The following is a 21,157-nucleotide window of genomic DNA, read 5'->3' as shown; positions in this document are numbered from 1 at the left end:
TCAAACGGGGGAGCGGACAACATGTCACGTTCAGATGGTATCAAACTAGAGGAAATTTTAAAGTTAACTCCAATGGAAGTTCCTTCTTTTTTACATATAGCTATAGCTCTGACGAGGTTGGTTCAAACGGTTCATCAGGGCAATACGATCATTGGCGATTTGAATCCATCCCGTGTTCGAATCCAGGAGGATATGAATTTAGCTGTTCTCGTAGAAAGCCGCGAATTGGATTATGCTTATCTATCTCCCGAACAAGCAGGCAGGATGAATCGTGCGCCTGATGAGCGCAGCGATTTGTATGCGTTAGGTATGATGTTTTACGAGATGCTGGCAGGGCGGTTGCCCTTTCAAGCACAGAGTAAGGAAGAGTGGGTACATGCTCATCTTGCAGTAGTACCCATTCCGCTAAGCGAGTTGCGCCCAGAGATGGCAGGTCCATTGGAAGATATCATTATGAAGCTGTTATCGAAGTCACCTGAGGAGCGCTATCAGAGCTCGTATGGCTTATTGTCTGATTTAAAATACTGTGCTACGACTTTGGAGCAAGGGGGAGAGATTGTCCCCTTCGGGATTGCTCGTGCAGATGAGGTTAGTCAATTCCGTCTTCCGCAGACTCTCTTCGGCCGTGAAACAGAAGAAGAAAAGCTGCGCGAAGCTTTCGAACAGACTCGTATCGGTGCATCAGCGTTCGTATTTATTAGCGGCAAGGCAGGCAGCGGGAAAACCGCATTGATCCGAGAGCTTCAGCCTGCGGTTATAAGGGTTGGAGGTCAGTTCATTAGCGGCAAATGCGATCTCATGAATCGGGATATTCCTTTTGAACCGATCCTTCAAGCCCTTCGAAGATTGATTCGGCAAATCTGGAGTGCATCGCCCGACAAAGTAGCGAAGCTGAAGGTCCAATTAGCGGAATCTTTAGGCATGGGAGCAGGCGTTATTGCACAGCTTCTACCGGAAGCTGCAGCGCTTCTCGGTGACTTTCCTGCGGTGGAACCCCTATCTCCTGCCGAAGCAGCGGTTCGTTTTCAACGACTACTGCCTATTTTCATAAAAAGTTTTGCGAGCAAGGACTATCCACTCGTGATGTTTTTGGACGATCTCCAATGGGCTGATCCAGCTACGCTGGATGTCCTCCGGGCAGTTACATATGACCGAAACCTGCATGGTTTGTTAGTGATAGGCGCTTTCCGAGAGGAATCGACTCTAGGTTGGACAGAAACCCCTCTACAGGTGCAACATATTACGCTCGAGCCTTTGTCTTATATCGATGTGAGACAATTTGTCTCGCAAATTCTGAACGAAAATACGGCTCGTATCCGTTTGCTTGCGGAGTCGATTTACCATAGAACAGGTGGCAATCCGCTTTACTTACACCGTCTTCTGGACAGTCTGTATCGCGAAAAAAGGCTGTATTTCGATAAGGAACAAGCCATTTGGACATGGGATGCAGATACAGTTGCACAAATACCCGAAGATCCAGACATCCTTCAATTAATTGGAAGTCGTATTCGTATGCTACCGAATGAAACGATTGAACTGCTGACGATAGCGGCAGCCATCGGACACCGATTCCGCCTTGCGACGATTGCTCTAGTAAGTGACTACACGTTGCCCTATACACGCAAACTTTTAGATTCAGCTGAGGAAGGAGCTTTAATCCGCCTTGAGAACGACACGAATGAACAGGCGGATGTGGATAATGGTTATTTTGCTTTTTTACATGACCGTGTTCAGCAGGCCGCCTATCAAGCTGTTCCTACACAGGAACAAGCAGCCTTGCATCTGAAGATCGGACGCGCAATGCGCAGCCAAGGGTTCGATCAGAAGGAAGAATCCATATTTGATATGGTTTATCACTTGAACCTGGGCTGCAATGAGATGACAGATGAGGCGGAGAAAAGAGAGCTGGCGGCATATAATCTTCAGGCTGGATTGAAATCGAAAGCATCCACGGCGTTTGCGGCGGCGCAGCATTTTCTAGAAACAGGCTTGCGTCTTGCCACGGGCGATGAGTTAGGAACGGATTCACTTGCCTACCGGATCATGCTGGAGCTGCCTGAATGCGAATATATGTGCGGGCGAATAGATCGCGCGGAAGAGCTGTTAGATCAATTGATGTCCCGTACCAACGACTTGGTCGAGCGTTCCCGTATTTATAGAATCCGAATTGCCATGAATGCGTATTTGAAAAGAAACCAAATAGCCGTAGATATCGGACGTCAGGCTCTGGCGGAATTCGGCTGGAAGCTGCCAATGAAGCCTTCCAAAGCAGCGATTGCGAAAGAAGTCGTCATGACGCGAATCGCCCTGTATAGAATGCGCAAGGAGTTGCCGCACTTACCGGTAAGCCGTGATGCCCGTTATAAAGCCTTGTCCGATCTGATCATGGCGATATCGGCTTCGGTATTTAGCTTAAGTTTGGAACTGTATGCGGTACTGCTGTCAAGATTTGTTCGCTATGGTTTGAAGCATGGAAATAATGAAGTTTTCACGGTGGTTCTTTGCATATATGGCAGCATTTTTGTTAAAAAACTCCGAGACTTTTTTCCAGGTAACAATGTCGGGTTCCGCCCTACGGAGACATTTTATACCGAGACGGCTTATCTTCTTTCATCTTCTTTTGAAAGCGGGACTTTAAAATGCCATCTTCACTTATATATGGGCCTCATCAAGCAGTATCGGAATCCGGTACAGGCGGTGGAGCATTTCGGGCAATCTATACGCTATGGACTTGAAGCTGGTGATATGACCTTCGTCGGTCATGCGATGCATACGCATATAACCACGCATGTTGGCGATTTACACACGCTGTCTGAACGTATTGCTTATTATGAAGAAATTTCACAGCTGCTCTTGGATAAAGATACGCTACAATTATTTCATATCGCGAGACAATATATTACGGAACTGACTGGATCAGCAAGCAAAATGGATGAAATTTCTGTTCCAATGGAGAGTCATTCCCGTAACCAAACACAGAACAACCAGGCTTTCTATACCTGTACCTGCAGAATCGAAATCGCCTATGTGACCGGAGAGTACCGTGAAGCCCTGAGATGGGCGGAGCTAGGCAGCAACTGCTCTTATCAGCAAGCGCCGCTACAAATCGGCAAACAAGAGGTCTATAAGTCGTTAACACTGGCTGCTCTGCATGCCGTGGCATCGCCTGAAGAGAGTAAAAGCATTCGACAGTTGCTTAACCAACAATTACGCTCCATGGCACGTGATACGGGTTTTTACGGACAAGGATCTTCCGCCCATCTGCTCATTACGGCTGAATGGCAGCGAATCTGCGGCAACAGGGCGGCTGCCATGCAAGGTTTCGAAGATGCGATTCGGGCAACGCGAAGCGAAGGATACGGAGTGATGGAAGCAATCGCATGCGAACGGGCTTCGATTTACTTCAGAGAAGCGGGCATGACTACGACGGCGGATACGCTCATGATAGATGCCTGCGCGGCTTATTCAACGTGGGGCGCTGCCGCCAAAGCAAGCAAACTGAGAGACACATACCCTGAGCTGCCGTTATTGATGGCCCAGCGGCAAGAGAACAGCCTGACAGCCTTCGAGGAAGCAGGTCAAGGTGAATTTGCGCGGGACATGCCGTCCTCTACCGTTGATGAAAAGGAGCTCATTCGACAAATTTCAAGCTGGTCGAGCAAGGAGGATAACGAGGATGTGATGAATCGCTTCCTCGAATCGGCGCTTAGATATTCGGGGGCGGAGAAGGGATATGTGCTGATCGGCCAGGAGAGAGGTTTCTCAATTGGAGCGCAAGCAGGAAGGGAAGAGGATCCCCGAGAAGCTCCTTCGTATGCGGAATCTATCGTTCGCTATGTTGTTAACAGCGGCGAACCCGTCGTGCTTGCCAATGCCTCCCAAAGCTCTTACGCGGCAGATGCTTACATCCATCGCTACCAGCCCTATTCGGTTCTGTGTATGCCTGTTCTGTTTCCGGAGAAATCGCAGCCGTCTGTCCTTTATTTGGAGAATAACTTGATCCCTGGTGTTTTTACGGAGGAAAGGCTGGACGTGCTGGATCTCATGATAACTCGAATGGTTTATCTGAAATCGCTTCAGGATTCCCGCAAGCAGATCAGCGTGCCAAGTGATGCGAGCCGCAGTCTTGTGGATGTTTCGGCAAAAGCTTCACAGTCGCTTGTTGATCCACTGACGAGCCGTGAAACGGAAATTTTGTACGCCTTGTCAGACGGTTTATCCAATAAGGAAATCGCTTATCGTTTTGGGATAACGGAAGCTACGGTCAAAAGCCACGTATTCCGCTTATACAGCAAACTCGGCGTGAAGCGGCGAGGACAAGCGATTGCACTAGCAAGAGAACTGCAATTCATTGATTAATGGATATAGAAGAATGTATGAAAAGCCAACAATCAGAGCCATAAGGCGCCAGGTTGTTGGCTTTTTCGACTTTTTCTTCGGAATTACAACTTTAGTTTGACGATTTTTTCGTTCTAAAGAGCTATTCTAAGTCCCCGTGCAGGGAAGAGTAGATCGCACCGCTAGTCGCAAATAGGTTAATGAAACTTAAGAGGGGGACTCGTATTATGAAATTGTTTACAGCAACGATAAAGCGCTGGTCGTCCAGATCGGGAAAGTTAATTTTGGTATCTTTACTTGCCATGATGCTTGTCCCTTTCATGGGTTCGGGGAAAGAGGCCCATGCAAATTCGTCGACTTGGAAATCTATAGGACAATCCTTGCAGCCTTCATCCGTGAGCAACTTGGTCAATTCTAACGGTAAGTTGTATGCGTTGACGGCGACTGGCCAGAACGACGTGTGGTCGTACAACGGCACGAAGTGGACGCAGATGATCGGCTCGCCAGGTAATGTAACTTCCTTGGTGAATGTCGGCGGTACGTTGTATGTGGGGACGTGGACTGAAGGAAGTGGAATATGGTCGTTCAGTAACGGGAATTGGACGCAAATGAACGGCTCGCCGGACTCGGTGACTTCCTTGGTCTATACCGACGACTCCCTGTATGCGGGGAATTATATGGGCGTGTGGACATCTAGCAGTAGCAATGGGACATGGACGTCGATGCCCGAATCGCCAGGCGCTGTGCTATCCATTGCCGTTGTAGATGACACGATATATGCGATGAGGGGAAATGGCTGGAACGAAGTGTGGTCATACAGCAACGGGACATGGGGGAAGTTAAACAACGCGCCAACCACATCTTCAGCTTATTCCTTGGCCAGTGCAAATCACATGCTATACGTGGGGGCTTCTAACAATAGCAACGACGTATGGACATACAGCGGTGGGTCGTGGACTCAAATTAGCGACTCGCCGAGCTATATCAATTATATGTTCCTAGTAGGCGACACGCTATATGCAAAGGACCGATTCGGCAACATCTATTCGTACAGCTCCGGGAATTGGACTGCATTAGGCGGGTTGTACGGTATAAGTTCCTTTGCTGAAGTCAACGGCACGTTGTACGCGGGGACATCTACCGGCAGCAACGACATTTGGACATACTCGAATGGCAGTTGGATGCAGATGGGCGCCATGCCGATTAACGTGAGTGTCATGATCGATGTTAACGGAACTTTGTATGCGAGTACGCAGTCAGGCAGTAACAGCGTATGGACGTACAGCAACGGAAAATGGACGCAGTTAATCGGCTCCCCGGTCAATGTAACTTCCTTGGTCGATGTGGAAGGCACGTTGTATGCGGGGAACTCTAGCGGCAACGGCAACGGTGACGTGTATAGGTACAGCGGTGGGACGTGGACACAGATGAACGGTTCTCCGGTTTATGTGGCTACCCTATTCAATTACGACGGCGTGTTGTATTCGGGGACCGCTAACGGTAGCCAGGACGTCTGGAAGTACGATGACGGGACTTGGACGCAGATGAGCGGTTCTCCGGGTTTTGTGACTTCTTTGGCCTCTGCCGACGATACGTTGTATGCAGGACGCTATAACGGTGTATGGTCGTACAGTAAAAGTGAAGACGAGTGGACGCCGATGAGCGGCTCGCCGGGTCAAGTATATTCCTTGCTCGCAGTAGGCGACACCCTATATGCGGGGTCGCAGAGCGGTGGCGCCGACGTATGGGCGTATAGTGAAGGCAGTTGGACGCAGATGATCGGCTCTCCGAACATTGTGAGTTCTTTATCCTATGACAACGGCACGCTATATGCGTCGGGAACGCTGTACGGCACCAACTCCAACGGCGTATTGTCGTACAGTAATGACACTTGGACACTGATGAGCGGCTCGCCGAGCAGTGTGCATTCCTTGCTTAATGTAGACCATGAGTTATATGCAGGGGAAGATAGTGGGGTACAAAAGTTGGTCTTCTATCCTGATGTACCTTCTGGTCTGGAGGACAGCTACACGACGTCCAACTCAACTTCGCTTTCGTGGGATGCCGTATCCGGGGCAACCGGGTATAACATCTACGTGAATGGCGGGAGTACGGCGATTGCAACCGTGACTAGCAACTCCTACACAGTGAGCGGACTGACTCCGAAAACCTCGTATTCATTTAAGGTGAGTGCATTCAATGCAGACTTAGAATCGGAACAGAGCGGCGAGTATAGCATGCGGACACTAAGCGCAGATGCGACGCTGACTTCTACGATTGGCACTGTAAGTACAAACGGCACAGCGAGTGAAACGATTACCGACATACCGTTCGGGACCACGTTGGATGAACTCAACGAAGCGATTAAGCCAGCAGAGAATGCATCATTCGGGGTATACGAGGACGATGGAACGACACCAGCAACAACGCTGGCAACTGGCGATAAGGTTATTGTAACCGCGGAAGACGGAACAACGCAGGTCATATATACGGTAACGACAGCAGCAGCAGTGCCGACTGTAACGGAGGTAAGCGTATCGCCTACAACGGCAACAATTGCAGCGACAGGCGGCACCAAATCATTTACCGCGACAGTAACGGGTACCCACAGCCCGGGCCAAACCGTTACATGGACAATCGATGGATCGAGTTTAGATGCAGGAACTACAATAGACGGAGATGGTGGGTTGTTAACTGTAAATGCAGCTGATGCAGGCAAGACGATTACGGTAAGAGCCACTTCAACGGTAGATCCTACGAAGATTGGGACTGCGACAGTAACGGTATCGGCGGCACCAACCGTAACCGCGGTAAACGTAGCGCCTACAACGGCAACAATTGCAGCGACAGGTGGCACCAAATCATTTACCGCAACAGTAACGGGTGCTAACAACCCAGACCAAACCGTTACATGGACAATTGATGGATCGAGTTTAAATGCAGGTACTACAATTGACGCAAGCGGGTTGTTGACGGTAAATGCAGCTGATGCAGGCAAGACCATTACAGTAACAGCCACTTCAACGGCAGATCCTACGAAGAGTGGAACTGCGACGGTAACGGTATCGGCGGCACCAACCGTAACCGCGGTAAACGTATCGCCTACAACGGCAACAATTGCGGCGACAGGTGGCACCAAATCATTTACCGCAACAGTATCGGGTACCCACAGCCCAAGCCAAACCGTTACTTGGACAATTAATGGATCGAGTTTAAATGCAGGTACAACAATTGACGCAAGTGGGTTGTTGACTGTAAATGCAGCTGATGCAGGCAAGACGATTACGGTAACAGCCACTTCAACGGCAGATCCTACGAAGAGTGGAACTGCGACGGTAACGGTATCGGCGGCACAAGTTACGCCTCCGTCATCGGGTGGCAACAACAACAGCAGCCCAACAACACCTGCGTCTCCAATTATCTCCACGGATGGAACCTTGACGCTGCCTGTCGGCAACATAGGCCAGGTTAGTTTGAATAATGAGGTCACGGTCTCTATTCCGGCTGGCGCGACCACCCAAGATCTGAAAGTAACGATACAAAAATTGACGGGCACTCAAAATCTGCTATCCAATCAAGATCTTCTAGCCAGCCCGATTTTCGAGATTTTGAAAAACTTCACGGAGAACTTCAGTAAGCCGATTACGCTGACGTTTAAGTTCGATCCTACGAAATTAAGCGGCGGACAAAGAGCTGCGGTATTCTATTACGACGAAGTGAAGAAGGTATGGGTGGAAGTCGGCGGAGTTGTGAATGGCGATCAAATTACCGTGGAAACAAACCACTTTACCAAGTATGCGGTCATGATCGTTGGACAAGCCGCGACTGCTCCAACCATTAGCTTCAGCGATATCGCCGGACACTGGGCGGAGGCGAACATCAAGCAAGCGGTAGCGAACGGACTCGTCGGCGGTTATCCGGACGGAACGTTCGGACCGAATAAGACGGTAACCCGTGCGGAGTTTGCGACTATGTTAATGAACGCTCTGAAGCCGCAAGGAGATGGCGCGGCACTAACGTTCTCTGACGGAGCGACAATCGGCGCTTGGGCACGGAAATCGGTCGCGCAAGCCGTTCAAGCAGGCATAATTAAAGGTTATGATGACGGCACATTCCGTCCGAATACACAGATTACGCGCGCGGAGATGGCGGCGATGATCGCAACTGCTTTAGACCAGCCTGGTCAAGCGGGTGCTGCATCCGGATTCGCGGATGACAAGGACATTCCAGCGTGGGCGAAAGCCAGCGTGGCAGTCGTTAAGCAAGCAGGTATTGTACAAGGCAAAGGGAATAACCATTTCGCTTCTTTTGATCATGCGACCAGGGCAGAGGCAGTGACGATTTTGCTGAAAATGCTGGCCTACCAGAGCGAGTAAAGTCGATTGAATGGGATCATTGATTGAGCAGAAGCACCGCCAACTGTAGGTAACTACGGCTTGGCTGGTGCTTTTTTTGTTTCAGCCACGGTCTGTAGTAGGTGCAAAAAAGCTCCGAAATATCTCTTTTTTAGACAAGTCTATAACTGGAAGAAATTCCAGCGTGGGCAAAGGCTGCGGTTGCTTATGTCATGCAAGCAGGCATTATGCAAGGGAGATACGATAACCAATTCGCCCCTGGGGACCATGTGACAAGAGCCGAGGCAGTAACGGCCCTTCTGAACATGCTGGCGCAATTGAGCAAGTAGAGTAATTGAATACAGAAACCAAATTAAAGTCAATGAGTCATGCTAAAAAAGCCGAGAATAATTCAGGTATCTACTCCTGATTATTCTCGGCTTTTTTATTTCAATTCAGTGCTAAAGGGCAAAAAATGAATGCCTGATTTTCGGCGGAACGATTATTCCGAAAATCATATAATCATAATTGTGTTGTGAGAAGGTAATCGATTCATTTGAAACTGTTATGAAAAAGGAGGGCACAAAAAATAATGGCAATCAAGCGATCAGGCCAATGGTCCATTTTATTAGTGGTTACACTCGTATCATTTATTACCAATCTGGACGCTACGATTGTAGTTAACGGTCTGCCTCCGCTCATGGAGGACTTGCATCTTTCGATTGGAACGGGGATGTGGACAATTACCTCGTTCTACATTACGAGTACAGTATTCCTCCTTCCTTCTGGCCGATGGTCCGACATGTTCGGTACCAAGCGCATTTTTCTATGGGGATTCGCTTTATTCACGATTGCTACTGCTTTTTGCGGTATGTCAGACTCCGGTGCAGCTCTGATCGGGGTACGTCTTCTGCAAGGTGCCGGTGCTGCCATGGCGATGGCGGCATCCACTCCGATCCTGATACGGACATTTCCGCCTAATAAAATCGGGTTTGCACTTGGCATTAACAACATCGCATGGGTGACAGGCTCTCTCCTTGGTCCAGTTGTCGGTGGAGTACTAATTGGAGAATTTGGATGGCGTTCCATGTTCTACGCGATCGTTCCGATCGGTATAGTTGGCTTGGTAGCCGGTATTGTAATTCTAGAGGATGATCAATCGAGCGAAAAAACGAAGACGGACTGGCTCGGCGTGTTGACGTACGGAACGGGTTTAACTGGACTGCTTATCGTCTTGTCCGAGGCCCAGACTTGGGGATGGGTGTCGGGAAGAACGTTAGGACTGTTCGCAGCAGTGCTGTTCCTATGGATTGTCTTTGTTTTCATTGAGCAGAAGGCTAAGTATCCATTGTTTCATTTGGGTCTTCTCGCTTATCGGAATTATACGATAGGACTCGGAATCACAATGAGCTACTGTGTCGGGTATTTCTCCATCACCATTCTGCTCACACTGTATTTGCAAGGTGCACTACACCTCAGTTCATTGGAGTCGGGGTTGTTGTTGATTCCGCTATCAGTGCCCCAACTGTTCACGGCACCCTTCGGAGGTAGGCTTGCCGATCGTATCGGCCCCGCAAAAATGATTGTGCTGGGATCGTTTCTAATCGGTCTCTCGCTACTGATGCTTGGACAGCTCGGCCCCAAGCTATCGAATATAGCTGTCATTGTTCCGCTTTTGATCATTTCGGCAGCAACCGGACTTTCCTGGCCATCACTTGCAAAAGCAGTACTATCAGCCGCTCCGCAAGAGCAAGCGGGCTCTGCATCAGGTATGTTCTGGACCGTATACAACATGTGCAGGGCTATTAGCCAAGCGCTTGCACTGGCAGTTGTTCAATTAGTAGCCAAGTCCGATGCTGCTTCACAATTATTATTTAGTGCGGGGAGCAAAGAATTGGGTCAATCGAAAGATGTTTTGATCCAAGCTTCTAACACCGGTTTCCGATTCTTCGCAGCTTTTCTCGCACTCGCAGTCGTGCTTGGACTATTTTTACTACGACCGCAGCACAAGACCGCAAGGGGATGGACTAACTCGGGGTGAGAATATGCTAAAACTGTGATTTAAATTGATTGTTGACAGCCATCATCATACAGAAGGAGGGGCCGCGCTTCGAATTCTGAGAGAACTGAATTGCCTGCCTGACGGGGGATATGCATCCAAGGGCAGCATGATTGGCATCTGGCAAGTGAAGATGGTTAGAGTTCCCGAAGATTTAACTCCGGAAGAGGATGCGGAATGGGGCAAGCTGATGGGCGGATTGGGTCAGATCGACACCCATTCGATTCGTGCGATTAGCATTCAAGATTGGGTGGAACAGCACGTCCGGCATGAACGGGTGCGAATAATCGGGTACAGATCAGGCAGATTGCTTTCTTGTTCATTGAATACCGCTAGTTCTGGGTTGTTTGAATGAGGTGTTATGCATTCAAAAGAACGTTGCGCAGAATGATTCTGCGCAACGTTCTTTATTAATTGCCGACGTTAGAGACAAAATTCGCCGAGCCGTTATTCGTATACACGAAACCTGTCTTGCCTGCATTTCCGGCGACGAGGCCGCCTGTCACCCCAGAATCGACGACGACATCCTTGACGCCGCTCTGTACAGTGAAAGCGGAGCCGGAAATCGGGCCGATTTTGCTGAATGCCGAGGCGAGCACGTTTACGGTGCCCCCACTGATGCGGACTCCGCCGTTGCTGCCTGCGGCATCGGCGGCAATATGATTCTGCTGAATCGTTACGTTGCCGTTCTGTACGACAAGCCCGTTGGATGGCGAACAATTGTAGCAATAGAACTGGGCATTTTGCAGCGTAATGGACGCGCTTGAGGACACGGTGGACCGAATGCGTCCCGTCGTGCTGCTGAACGTGTTAAATGTTCCGCCTAGCAATGTCAGCCCCCCGCTGCCTATGCTTTCGATATCGAGGGGAGTAACCGACTCAGCGCCGAAGCCGTAAATCGAACCCTCGAACGAGCCCGTCCCTTGGGGGTACAGATGAAGGCCGATGTTGCCCCTATATACGAATGAGTGAAACAGGGTTTCGTTTGTCGTTTTGCCGATGTCGAAGCCGATCAGGTTGCTGTCTTGGTAGCCGAACAACGTACCGACGCGGGTGTTGTAGTCGAGCGTCGTAAAGTCGCCCATGCCAAGCAGATAAGAGCCCCAGCTGGCAAAATAGAACGTAGGATTGAAATGCGCGTTCAGGATGCGCCCCGCGCTCGATGAGTTGCCGATTGCGATGCCCGTTTTCAGCGCCGCTCCGTTCACATGGTCAATGTAGTGCCCGCCGCTGGAATTCGAGCTAAAGTCCAGCCCGCGAAACGTATTCGGCAGCGTAACGTTGATGGCCCACGCACCCGTTGATGCGGCGCGAATCGTCCACGGATAAGCTTTAACGGCACTCGTAGAGGATAGGTCTTGATTCGGGTAGACAACGGTAATCCCCCTGATTCCGGCATTCTGCTGAAGGGTTACGAACGGCGTCGCGTTCTCGTTGCCGGCGTTCGCGGTCGTATACAGCACAGAGCCTGCCGCGGTCGTGTGGTGCGGGATTTCAAAGACGCCCCGAAGCTCGACCCCGGAAGGAACATTCAACTGCCCGGTCAAATAATAAGCTCCGGGCGGCACATAGACGATGCCTCCTCCGGCGGCGCTTACGGCATTCAACGCAGACTGGAACGCGGCCGTGTTGTCGAATCCGATGAGCGTATCCGTTGCTGCCGCGTTGTAAGGCGCGTCCGTCACGACGGCAAAAGCGCTTCCCGTCACGTTAGGCGCAGTACCGAGGTCGGGATCGGATGGCACTGGCTTGAAAGGTCTGGCCGTATGATCGACGACGATATTCGGATTGGATGATTGAGCGTTCGTAATTTGCGGCGTCCCGGTAAACGTATTGCTCAAGACCGCGGCGGCCGATACCCCGGAGCCGATGTTTACCGCAGGCTGTGATTTGCCGAAAGAGTTATTTTCAAGTTGGAGCGTACCTCCCCCTGCCGTAACGGCATAGTTCGAGGCCCCGTTAGCCCAATCGGCAAAGTTGGAGTTGGCAATGGAAAGCGTTCCGGTACTTCCCGAAGCGATTCGAGCCTGCTGGGCAGCGCTGCCGTTGAAGGTACAGCCGTTAAACTGGACGATGCTGTCATGCGTCGCGGCCACTTCGATGCCCGTCGGGTCGGTACCGGAGGTAGCGCTTATCGAGCATTTAGCAAATATGACGCCCGCATAGTTGACTTTATTGACGACAATGCCTTTGTTGGCTCCCGTGATGCTAATTTTGGTCATCAAAGCTTGGGCTGCCTTGACAGGACCGCTCGCCGCGCCGTCTTCATTCAGAACGATTCCCTTCCCGTAATTGACGATCCCGATGTTATAGACGTTCTCCCAGTCGGTCCGCATGAAGGTCATACCCGTTGCCCCGGCGAGAGCGGCGTTCAAGGTTCCCGCGTTGACCGTTGGCGCACCGACTGCAGCGGCGTAGCCGATCCAATACTTCGGGTCGAAAAATACGTTCTGGATTCTGCCGACGTCCGTCGTGTGGTTAATGGATATCCCTAGGTGAAGAGGCGTCCCGTAAACGTTTTTGAGCACATGCATTTGGTCGCCGTCCGGGCTTCCTTGAATGGCATCGTAGGCGTTGACGAGCGTCGTATTCTGAACGTTCGCATAGGCGAAATTGTTATCTTGCAGACGAATCGTTGGCGGATAAGCGACAATCGCGGAAGGGTCGGTCTGTTCAGGATAATAAATCGTCATTCCCTTTACCGCGGCGCTCGGACCGACGGTAAGGAACGGAGCCGCCGCCGGATTGCCGCGTCCGGAATAGGCGTACAATATCGTGCCGCTTCCCAAGCCGCCCGTGCTGTCGGGGTTTTTCCAGTCGCCCTGCAGCACGACCGATTTCGGAATCGTGAGCTGTCCCATAATTTTGTAAGTTCCCGCAGGAACCCATACGACGCCTCCGCCGGCGCGCGAAGCCGCGCTTAGCGCCTGTTTGAAGGCAATCGTATCATCCATTCGGCCATCGCCGATGGCATTGAAATCTTTAACGTTAAAACCGGAGATGACGGCCGAATCCGAAGAGTCTGCGTTCGTCGGCGTCACCTTCTGCGGATTAAAGACAGTGAAAGAAGGGTTCTTGATCTCCGTCGAGGACGAGGATTGAATCGCGTTTGATGACGTTAGCGCCATCGTCGGGGTCGGACTTTGATCGCCGCGATAAAGCACCGCTTTTAGCGTAGACCCGTTCGTTACGACAATATTCGCGTAATAGCTTCCGTACGGCTGGCCGTCCGTATCGTTCTCGCCGGCAATCAACCATTGCGTTGAGCTTTGGCCCACGAGCGAAGAAGGAACGTTCATTTTACGGTGGTACCATGTCCCGTAAGCATATGGACTCAAATCGGAGGCGGGGTGTCCGCTGATACCGTTCTGATCGGACCAGCTCGCATCTCTCGCGCAGGAACTTCCTGCGCAGACATCGAGGCCGCCCGCGCCGTTCACCCGATCCGCAAGCATAACGTCGTATTCGACGGAATCGCCGCTCGCGAACGTATAGGCGGTATTCGAAAAGCTATAGTAGGCAAACTTGTTGCTTCCCGAAGCAGCATTGTTGACTTTTAAATAAAGCGCTTTCGGAAACAGTCCCGATAAGGAAACGCCCGTCACGCCGGTCTCGCTGCTGACAGCGTTATAAAAAGGATTGCCGTTGTTCGCGCGATCGCCGTTCTGATAGCCCCACACAAGCGTTTTTCCGCTGCGTACGACGCGAAGATTATCGTATAAGGAACTGTACGATATGCCCGGCGTCGTATTTTCCCCCGCCACGATCCAGTAGTCGAGCGACTTGCCGACCATGGAAGGCGGGACAGCCAACGTCCGGTGATACCAGTTGTTGTAAGCGTAACCGGAAATATCGTTGGCGGGATGCCCGTCAATGTTGTTTTGGTCTTTCCATCCCGAGGCATCCCGGAAGTACGAGCCGTCTTGCGTCCTTAGATCAATGCCTCCGGCATTGTTTCGGTTATCCAGCAATTTGACGTCATATGCAATGAGGTCGCCCGATTGGAAGACGAAACCTCGACCGCCTTCCGATATTTTGCGGTACGAAAGCTTGGCTCCGGTCCCCGAAGTATTGGTTACCGTGAATTTCAACTCGTGGCCTGCAGGTTGTTGAAAGTCCGGCGTATCCTGAACCGAGACCGTTGTCAAGGAACCCGATGCGCCCGAAGGAGAGAACGTTCCCGAGTTGACGGACGGTGCCCCGTTCTGATAAACGTTTAGACGAACAGGATTTGAATATCCGGTATTCACCACTTGAATGTTGTCGTAAAGCGCGGTATACGAGAGTCCCAATTGATCGTTCTCACCGGCGATAATCCAATTCGAGATAATAAGACCTGGATTTAATACGAGCGTACGATGGAACCATTGGCCATAGGCTTGTCCGGTCAAATCGACAGCCGGATGCGCGCTGGCATTGCTGGAATCGACTGGATTGCTATCGCGAAAATATTTGCTTACGCCTGCGCTTGGCGAGGTGAAGTAAAAATCCAGACCGCCTGCACCGCTTACGGCGTCCGGCAAGTAGACGTCGTACTCCAACCTGTCTCCGGGCTGGGTCGTATAACTAGCCGTCGAAATCGTCTGGTAGACGTAACGATTCGTCGTAGCCGATGCGTCGTTGGTTACCGTGAATTTCAATGCCGTGTTTCCCGTACCCATAGCCGAAGCGGTAACCGCTCCGTCGTAACCGGGCGCGATGGACATCACGTTCAATGTTACAGCCAGAACCATGCCCATCGCCAAGCGGTTCCAAATATTCCTCGAAATAAGCTTGTTTTTTCCCAATCCATTTCCTCCTCGCGTAATGGTGTACGAAACGATAATCAGCAACCGCCGATCGAGTTCGCTTGCGCGGACTTGGGCATCACCTCCTTTCCGGTCCGGTCTTCTACATGGATACGTTGCCTACGGCGACGGGGAGGACATCTGCGGCCTGCGAGACGAGCATAAACGTATCCCGTGCCGCATTGCACACGATTTCGGCTTGCGAGGCGCCCGCGCCGATTCGAACGTCTGTCACCCTTTCCTGCTTGGAAAAGCGGCTGCCGTCGATAGGGCCGATATGTCCGAAGACGGAAGCGTAAAGCGACAGCCTTCCCGAGCGCAAATGAACGCCTGCATCGGATTCTTCTTCGGCGCCGTTTGCGCGAAAATGGACTTGTTGAATGCGGACGTGTCCTCCGTCGATGACTACGCCCCGACGCGGATTTAGATTATAACCACCGAAAACGCTGTTCATAAAGGCGATTTTTGCCGGCATTCCGCCTATTTCTTGAATTTGCATATAATCCTGATGCACAATGTCGATGCCCGCGTTAATGAACTGAAGCTCGCGATCGCCCGTATGAACGATTCGGAATCCGGATACGGTGCCGTCGCAGCCAAGGCCGTAGAACGTGCCGTCGAACCCTTCGCCAGGCAACCCGGCAATGTCCAATCCGAGCTTGGATCGGTAACTGAAGCAGTTGAACACGACTTCGTCTTTCGTTTTGCCGAAGCGAAAGGCATATTCGAGCTCACGGTCCAACCAAGGCAGCAACACATAAAATTTGACGGCTTCATCCGCTTGGTCGATCGTGCTGTTCGGAAGCCCGGTGCCGATCGTACGGAAATACATATGCGGATTAAGATGAATGTTTTTCAGCCAGCCTCGTCTTTCGGAACCGGAAACCCGGATGCCCTCCTTCAGCAAGCAGCCCGTCACGAATTCAATGTAGTGCCCGCCGGTCCCGCTCCACGCATCAATACCTTTGTAGCTGTTGCCGAGGCTGACCTCGATGACCCAGGCTTCTTCTCCGGCCATTCGAATCGTCCACGGATAAGGCGTGACGGCTTCCATTCGCTGACGCGGGTACCAAATATTCAAACCGCGAATTCCGGCCCTTTCCATAAGCGTAATGGAAGGTGCGGAGTCGGGATCTCCTTCTCCATGCACGATGTAGAGCGTCGTTCCCGGTGCGTTCGTGTGGTGAGGGACGTTGTAAGACCCTCTAAGTTCTACGCCCCCCGGTATGACCAAAGGGGAGGCAATGAGATGCGGTCCAGGAGGTAAATACACGATTCCTCCTCCTTCTCGGGCGGCCGCTTCAAGCGCGGCTTGTATCAAATGCGCCTTATCGCGCAATTGCGTCCAGTCGATTCCGACTGGAGACTCGGGCAGCGGATACAATACCGACCGGCGCGGCTGCGGTTGAGTGCCCAAATCCGGCTCAGGCTCGCGAATCTCGACGAAATCGCGGGGAGCGGCATCCAACATGATGCGGCCTTCCGCTCCTTGTTCGCAACGAATCGGAATCGAGTCGGAAGGAAAGCGGCATCCAGCAATGGACGCGGCGATCAAGCCTTCCAGGCACTCGATCGACGTTCCTTTGTTATTGAAGGAGCATCCCGACAGCAGTACGGTAGCTCCCGCGGCTTCCAAAGCAACCGCGTCGTCGGAGCGGCTGCCTTGGAAGTCGCAGCTTTGAAAGGAGACCGAGCCCCCGGCGCCTTGCCGAATCGATACGATGGCTGTCTCGGAAGAGGCCAGGGACAGATCGAACAGCTGGGCGACGGAATCGAAGTCCGCCGCTACTTCAACGGCCAACGAGCCGGGAACGGGAGAGGCGTGGACGCGTCCTCGCGTCACGCACATGCCAATCGTGTTCAGGTGCCGGAACTGTAATCCGATACGTGCTCGATCGATGCGAATGTCATACAATTGACCGTTCGGACCGTCCGTAATATCCGTCGAGCCGGGATCCCGTTCAAAGCGGATGCCGATACCGTAATCTTCGCATTCGAATCGATAGACGTATTCCCAATCGGTACGCTGCAGTTCGAGACCGACGGCGTTGCCGAGCAGCTTCAGCAGCGCTTGCTCGTCTACGGACGTATCCGCGTATCGCAGCCAGTAACAAGGAGAGAAGCGAACGTGCTGAATGCGCCCGATATCGGTTGTTTTGTTGACGAGAATGCCGCGAGCCAGAGGCGTTCCATAAATATGCTCGATCGTATGAAGCTCATTGCCTTCCGGACCGGCATGAATGGCTTCCCACGGATTCACGAGGGTCAAGAAACGCGCTGTCGCGAAGCTGCGCCCCCTGTCGGCGAGCTTGATTGCCGGCGGATAAGGGACGGGCGCGCATTCATTTTGCTCGGGATAGAAGATGATCGCTCCCGCAATCCCGCCGCTTGCGCCAACTTCGATAAAGGAGCCCCCATCCGGTCCTAAGCCTTTGCCCGCATAGACGTGATAGACGGTTGTGGCGCCCGTCTTGCCCGGCGTATTCGGATCGTACCATTGCCCCATCAACGTAACGCCGGAAGGCACTTTTAAGCCGCCGTCGAAACGATACTTGCCGGCTGGCGCCCAAACGACTCCTCCGCCTTGCAGAGCCGTCCAGTCGAGCGCGTCTTGGAAGCAACGGGTCTGATCGGCTTGCGAATTCGGAGCCGCACCGAATTCAAGTACGGAAGCGGACACGACGATCGGTCCCGAATAAGCCGGGTGTTCAATAAAGGGGGTAATCTCTTTGTTCATGATTCAAGCTCCTCCGTATGATTGTCCGGGCGCGGAGACCCGTCAACCGGTATCGCGATGCGAAATCCAATGGTAACAATGCCTTTGGGTTTGGCCGTAACGTCAAGGCTGCCGTCTTCGCAAAGGCGAATCGGATAAGGGCGGTCTTCATTCAGGCTGACATACTCTGCGGATTCAACGGCGAACGCAAAGCGCAAGCGGTCGGATATTTCACGGTTCTCCGCGTTGAACAGTCTTACGATAAACACATTTTTCTCGTCTTCGCTTTGCTTAATTGCCGTGACGATGAGTCGATTGTACGCCAACGTCAAGTAACCGTTTGACAGCGGGAGCGTCGGTTCCCGCCGATGAGGCGTTTCATGGCGAATTCGGCCTTGCTTGCGTGTTAATGACCGATCGGACGACTTGAACCTTGCATGTTCGGCCCACAACTGCGCGGAAGAGGTTTGCTCAGGATCGAATAAGCGAAGGGCATAGTCGAATGTCAGGCGGCCGAGCAACTGCCCTCCGTCCGATCCGTTGGTTAGCACTTCGTCGCCTGTCGAGCGGAAGAGGGTCAGTGCGATCGTGCGCTTCTGTTCCCGCAACGTCAACTCGTGCAAGCCTTCGGAATAGACCGCCAACCCGCAAGTATCGTCGTTCATAACGATCAAGCCGCTGTGCGGAACGACATCTGCCCAATTTTCCAAGTATCCGTCGAAATTCGGTTTCTCGATCGTGCGCTCGACCAAGTCGAATGCCGTGTTGGTCCGATAGTGTTTGCCGGTAAAGTTAGTCGGGAACAACACGCGAAAACGGTGATTGCGCGAGCGGTTGTCGACGACGGTTTGAATTCGCAGGACGGGATCGTCTTTGCGGATTTCAAGGCAAGTCGTTGCGCGCAGCGGCACAGTTTCTTCCGAGCGACCGTTCAGATCGGCGCCCGCGAACGCGGGAACCTGCATGGTAACGGCAATTTTAATGCAGGAGAAGAACGGTCCGTCCGCTTCGACAGAGATCTCCGCCGGGCAACCGGTGGAGTAGGCATACGCATTCCGAAGCGGCGCGATATGTTTCCATCCGTCTCCAATGTCTCCTTCGCTTTCGAACAAAACGAGGCCGTCGAAAGCGCGGTTGGTATGTAAATCTTCGATGCCGATCGATCCGTTGTCCGCGACCCGTAAAATATACCTTCCATTATTCCAGGTTAGATTGCCGGTTCTCATCGTACCTGTATAGCGTACCGGCGCTATGAAACTTTCGGCTGCGTACTCTCCGAACGCCGGACCGCTAATCGTAAACGACTGCACGCGATAGGCCGAATAGCCGAAAGACGGAATGTTCGCCTTGAACGCGATCCGAATCCGATCCACGGATTCGCTTACCGGTACCGAACGGAACGGGCGAACTCGGTTGACGGCGCGTGTCTCCATGCCGAGAACCTGATAGTCCATTTCTCGTCCTTCGGCATCGAACAACCTGAACGAAGTCCCGCCGAGCAAGCGCATGGTTTGGGAAGCATCCGTGCCGCTAGGCAACTCGACGTCCGCCGTTGCAATGCCGTCCAGCGGATACTGGGAGGCGTTGAACAGAACGAGCGTACGATCGTCGGCGCTCCAAGGCGCATCAATGTTGTTCGTGATATATGCCAGTTGTTCGGATAGCATCGACTCGGCAATCAAACGGGATTGATCGAACCGGTACATCATGTCCCGGTGCACTTGATCGATGGAACAACCGCAGATGGAGTCGTGCGGATGATTCTGGAGCAAGAATTCCCAGGATTGTTGGAGAAAGCTCCGGGGATACGAACGCCCTTCCCATGACGAGAACACTCCCCAAGGCTCCGCCCATCGAGTCAAAAGCGTTTCGCACTGATCGTTGTGCTGCTTTAGGTGGATGCGGGAAGAGAGGACGTTCGCCAACACCATATGATTAAGTCCGGCATAACCGGGGAACCGTTGTTCCCCGCGCACGACAGGCCATGTTTCCCTAGCTAGAGGACGAAGCTCCCGCATGTAGTCGTCGAAGCGGGCGTGTTGAAAGTCGGCTCCTAGTCCGGCTCCGTTAAGCGTATGCAGTAAATCCGGCAAACACGGTTCGATTTCGACATGGTCTACGCCGTCCCACACGACGAGCCGGTCCGTTAGCGCCCGATCGCGTTTGAGTTGCAGTAAATCGCGTGCCCTCCGAACGACTTCTTCGCCGTCGTACGTGAAATCACGGTCTTCGAAAGGCCAACGGACGGCGAAATAGAAATCCCCGTACGAGCGTTCTTCTTCGAGTCTTAGCGTTAGAACGCGGCTTCCATCGGCGCCTTCCCACCAGAGCTCGGAAGGGGAGGAGCGGCCGTCGAGTCCGCGGTATAGAACGGCATTATCGATGCCGAAGCCTTGCAGGATTTGTGGCATTTGGCTGATGTGTCCGAACAAATCGGGCAAATATCCGGCAAGCAACGGCTCGGCATTCCAAGAGCGCGCACGCCGAATCCCCGTCTGCAAATTGCGAATAAGCGATTCTCCGTCCGGAAGAAATTCATCCGGCATGACGTACCACGGACCTACATCGATACGTCCTTGTTCGATTAAGGAAAGAAGCCGTTCCTTGTTCTCGGGACGTATTTCTAAGTAATCGTCAATGACAATCGTTTGCCCGTCCATCATGAAATAACGATAGGCGGAATTTTGCTCCATCGTCTCAATTAATTCGTCAATTAAGTAGACAAGCCGGACGCGGTAACCCTGAAAGTCCTGGTACCATTCCCGATCCCAATGCGTATGCGAGATAACGAACACTTTCGTTTGAGTATCGTTGCTTTTATGGCGTTCCAATACGGGTCTCTCCTGTCTCTGTTCCCAAAATGGAAAGCCCGCCACCCTTTATTCATCCGGGGGCGGGCCGAAAGATAGCACTTACTCGTTAT

General features: G+C 52.2%; 8 protein-coding genes. 5 read left to right on the top strand and 3 right to left on the bottom strand.

Annotation, left to right across the window (positions count from 1 at the left end; all coding sequences use genetic code 11):
* Positions 1-21: 21 nt before the first annotated feature.
* The 5 genes from ACFPOF_RS28085 to ACFPOF_RS28065 all read left to right on the top strand — a co-directional run bounded on the left by ACFPOF_RS28085 (position 22) and on the right by ACFPOF_RS28065 (position 11,086).
* Positions 22-4,359, top strand: coding sequence for an AAA family ATPase (locus ACFPOF_RS28085; protein ID WP_378138705.1), 4,338 nt, complete (start codon positions 22-24; stop codon positions 4,357-4,359).
* 206 nt (positions 4,360-4,565) lie between these two features.
* Positions 4,566-8,714, top strand: coding sequence for an S-layer homology domain-containing protein (locus tag ACFPOF_RS28080; protein ID WP_378138704.1), 4,149 nt, complete (start codon positions 4,566-4,568; stop codon positions 8,712-8,714).
* Positions 8,715-8,860: 146 nt separating this feature from the next.
* Positions 8,861-9,022 (top strand): S-layer homology domain-containing protein, encoded by a 162-nt coding sequence (locus ACFPOF_RS28075; protein WP_378138824.1) that lies wholly within the window; start codon positions 8,861-8,863, stop codon positions 9,020-9,022.
* Between the two features lie 242 nt (positions 9,023-9,264).
* Entirely contained in the window at positions 9,265-10,713 is a 1,449-nt protein-coding gene (locus ACFPOF_RS28070; protein ID WP_378138703.1) for an MFS transporter, read from the top strand.
* 25 nt (positions 10,714-10,738) lie between these two features.
* Positions 10,739-11,086: a hypothetical protein gene (locus ACFPOF_RS28065; protein WP_378138702.1), complete on the top strand. Its 348-nt coding sequence runs from the start codon at positions 10,739-10,741 to the stop codon at positions 11,084-11,086.
* Positions 11,087-11,141: 55 nt separating this feature from the next.
* On the opposite strand, the gene ACFPOF_RS28060 is transcribed toward ACFPOF_RS28065, so the two are convergent.
* From ACFPOF_RS28060 to ACFPOF_RS28050, 3 genes are all read right to left on the bottom strand, one after another.
* Positions 11,142-15,518 (bottom strand): glycosyl hydrolase family 28-related protein, encoded by a 4,377-nt coding sequence (locus ACFPOF_RS28060; RefSeq protein ID WP_378138701.1) that lies wholly within the window; start codon positions 15,516-15,518, stop codon positions 11,142-11,144.
* A gap of 103 nt (positions 15,519-15,621) precedes the next feature.
* Positions 15,622-18,255: a glycosyl hydrolase family 28-related protein gene (locus ACFPOF_RS28055; RefSeq protein WP_378138700.1), complete on the bottom strand. Its 2,634-nt coding sequence runs from the start codon at positions 18,253-18,255 to the stop codon at positions 15,622-15,624.
* Positions 18,252-21,065, bottom strand: a complete 2,814-nt coding sequence (locus ACFPOF_RS28050) for an alpha-mannosidase (RefSeq protein ID WP_378138699.1) — start codon at positions 21,063-21,065, stop codon at positions 18,252-18,254. The genes ACFPOF_RS28055 and ACFPOF_RS28050 overlap by 4 nt, the downstream gene beginning before the upstream one ends.
* Positions 21,066-21,157: the final 92 nt, after the last annotated feature.

The organism is Cohnella soli (genome assembly GCF_042655525.1).
In the GTDB taxonomy this organism is placed as follows: domain Bacteria; phylum Bacillota; class Bacilli; order Paenibacillales; family Paenibacillaceae; genus Cohnella; species Cohnella soli.
The sequence above is the reverse complement of the archived record's forward strand: the minus strand, read 5'-3'. Positions and strand labels throughout refer to the sequence as shown.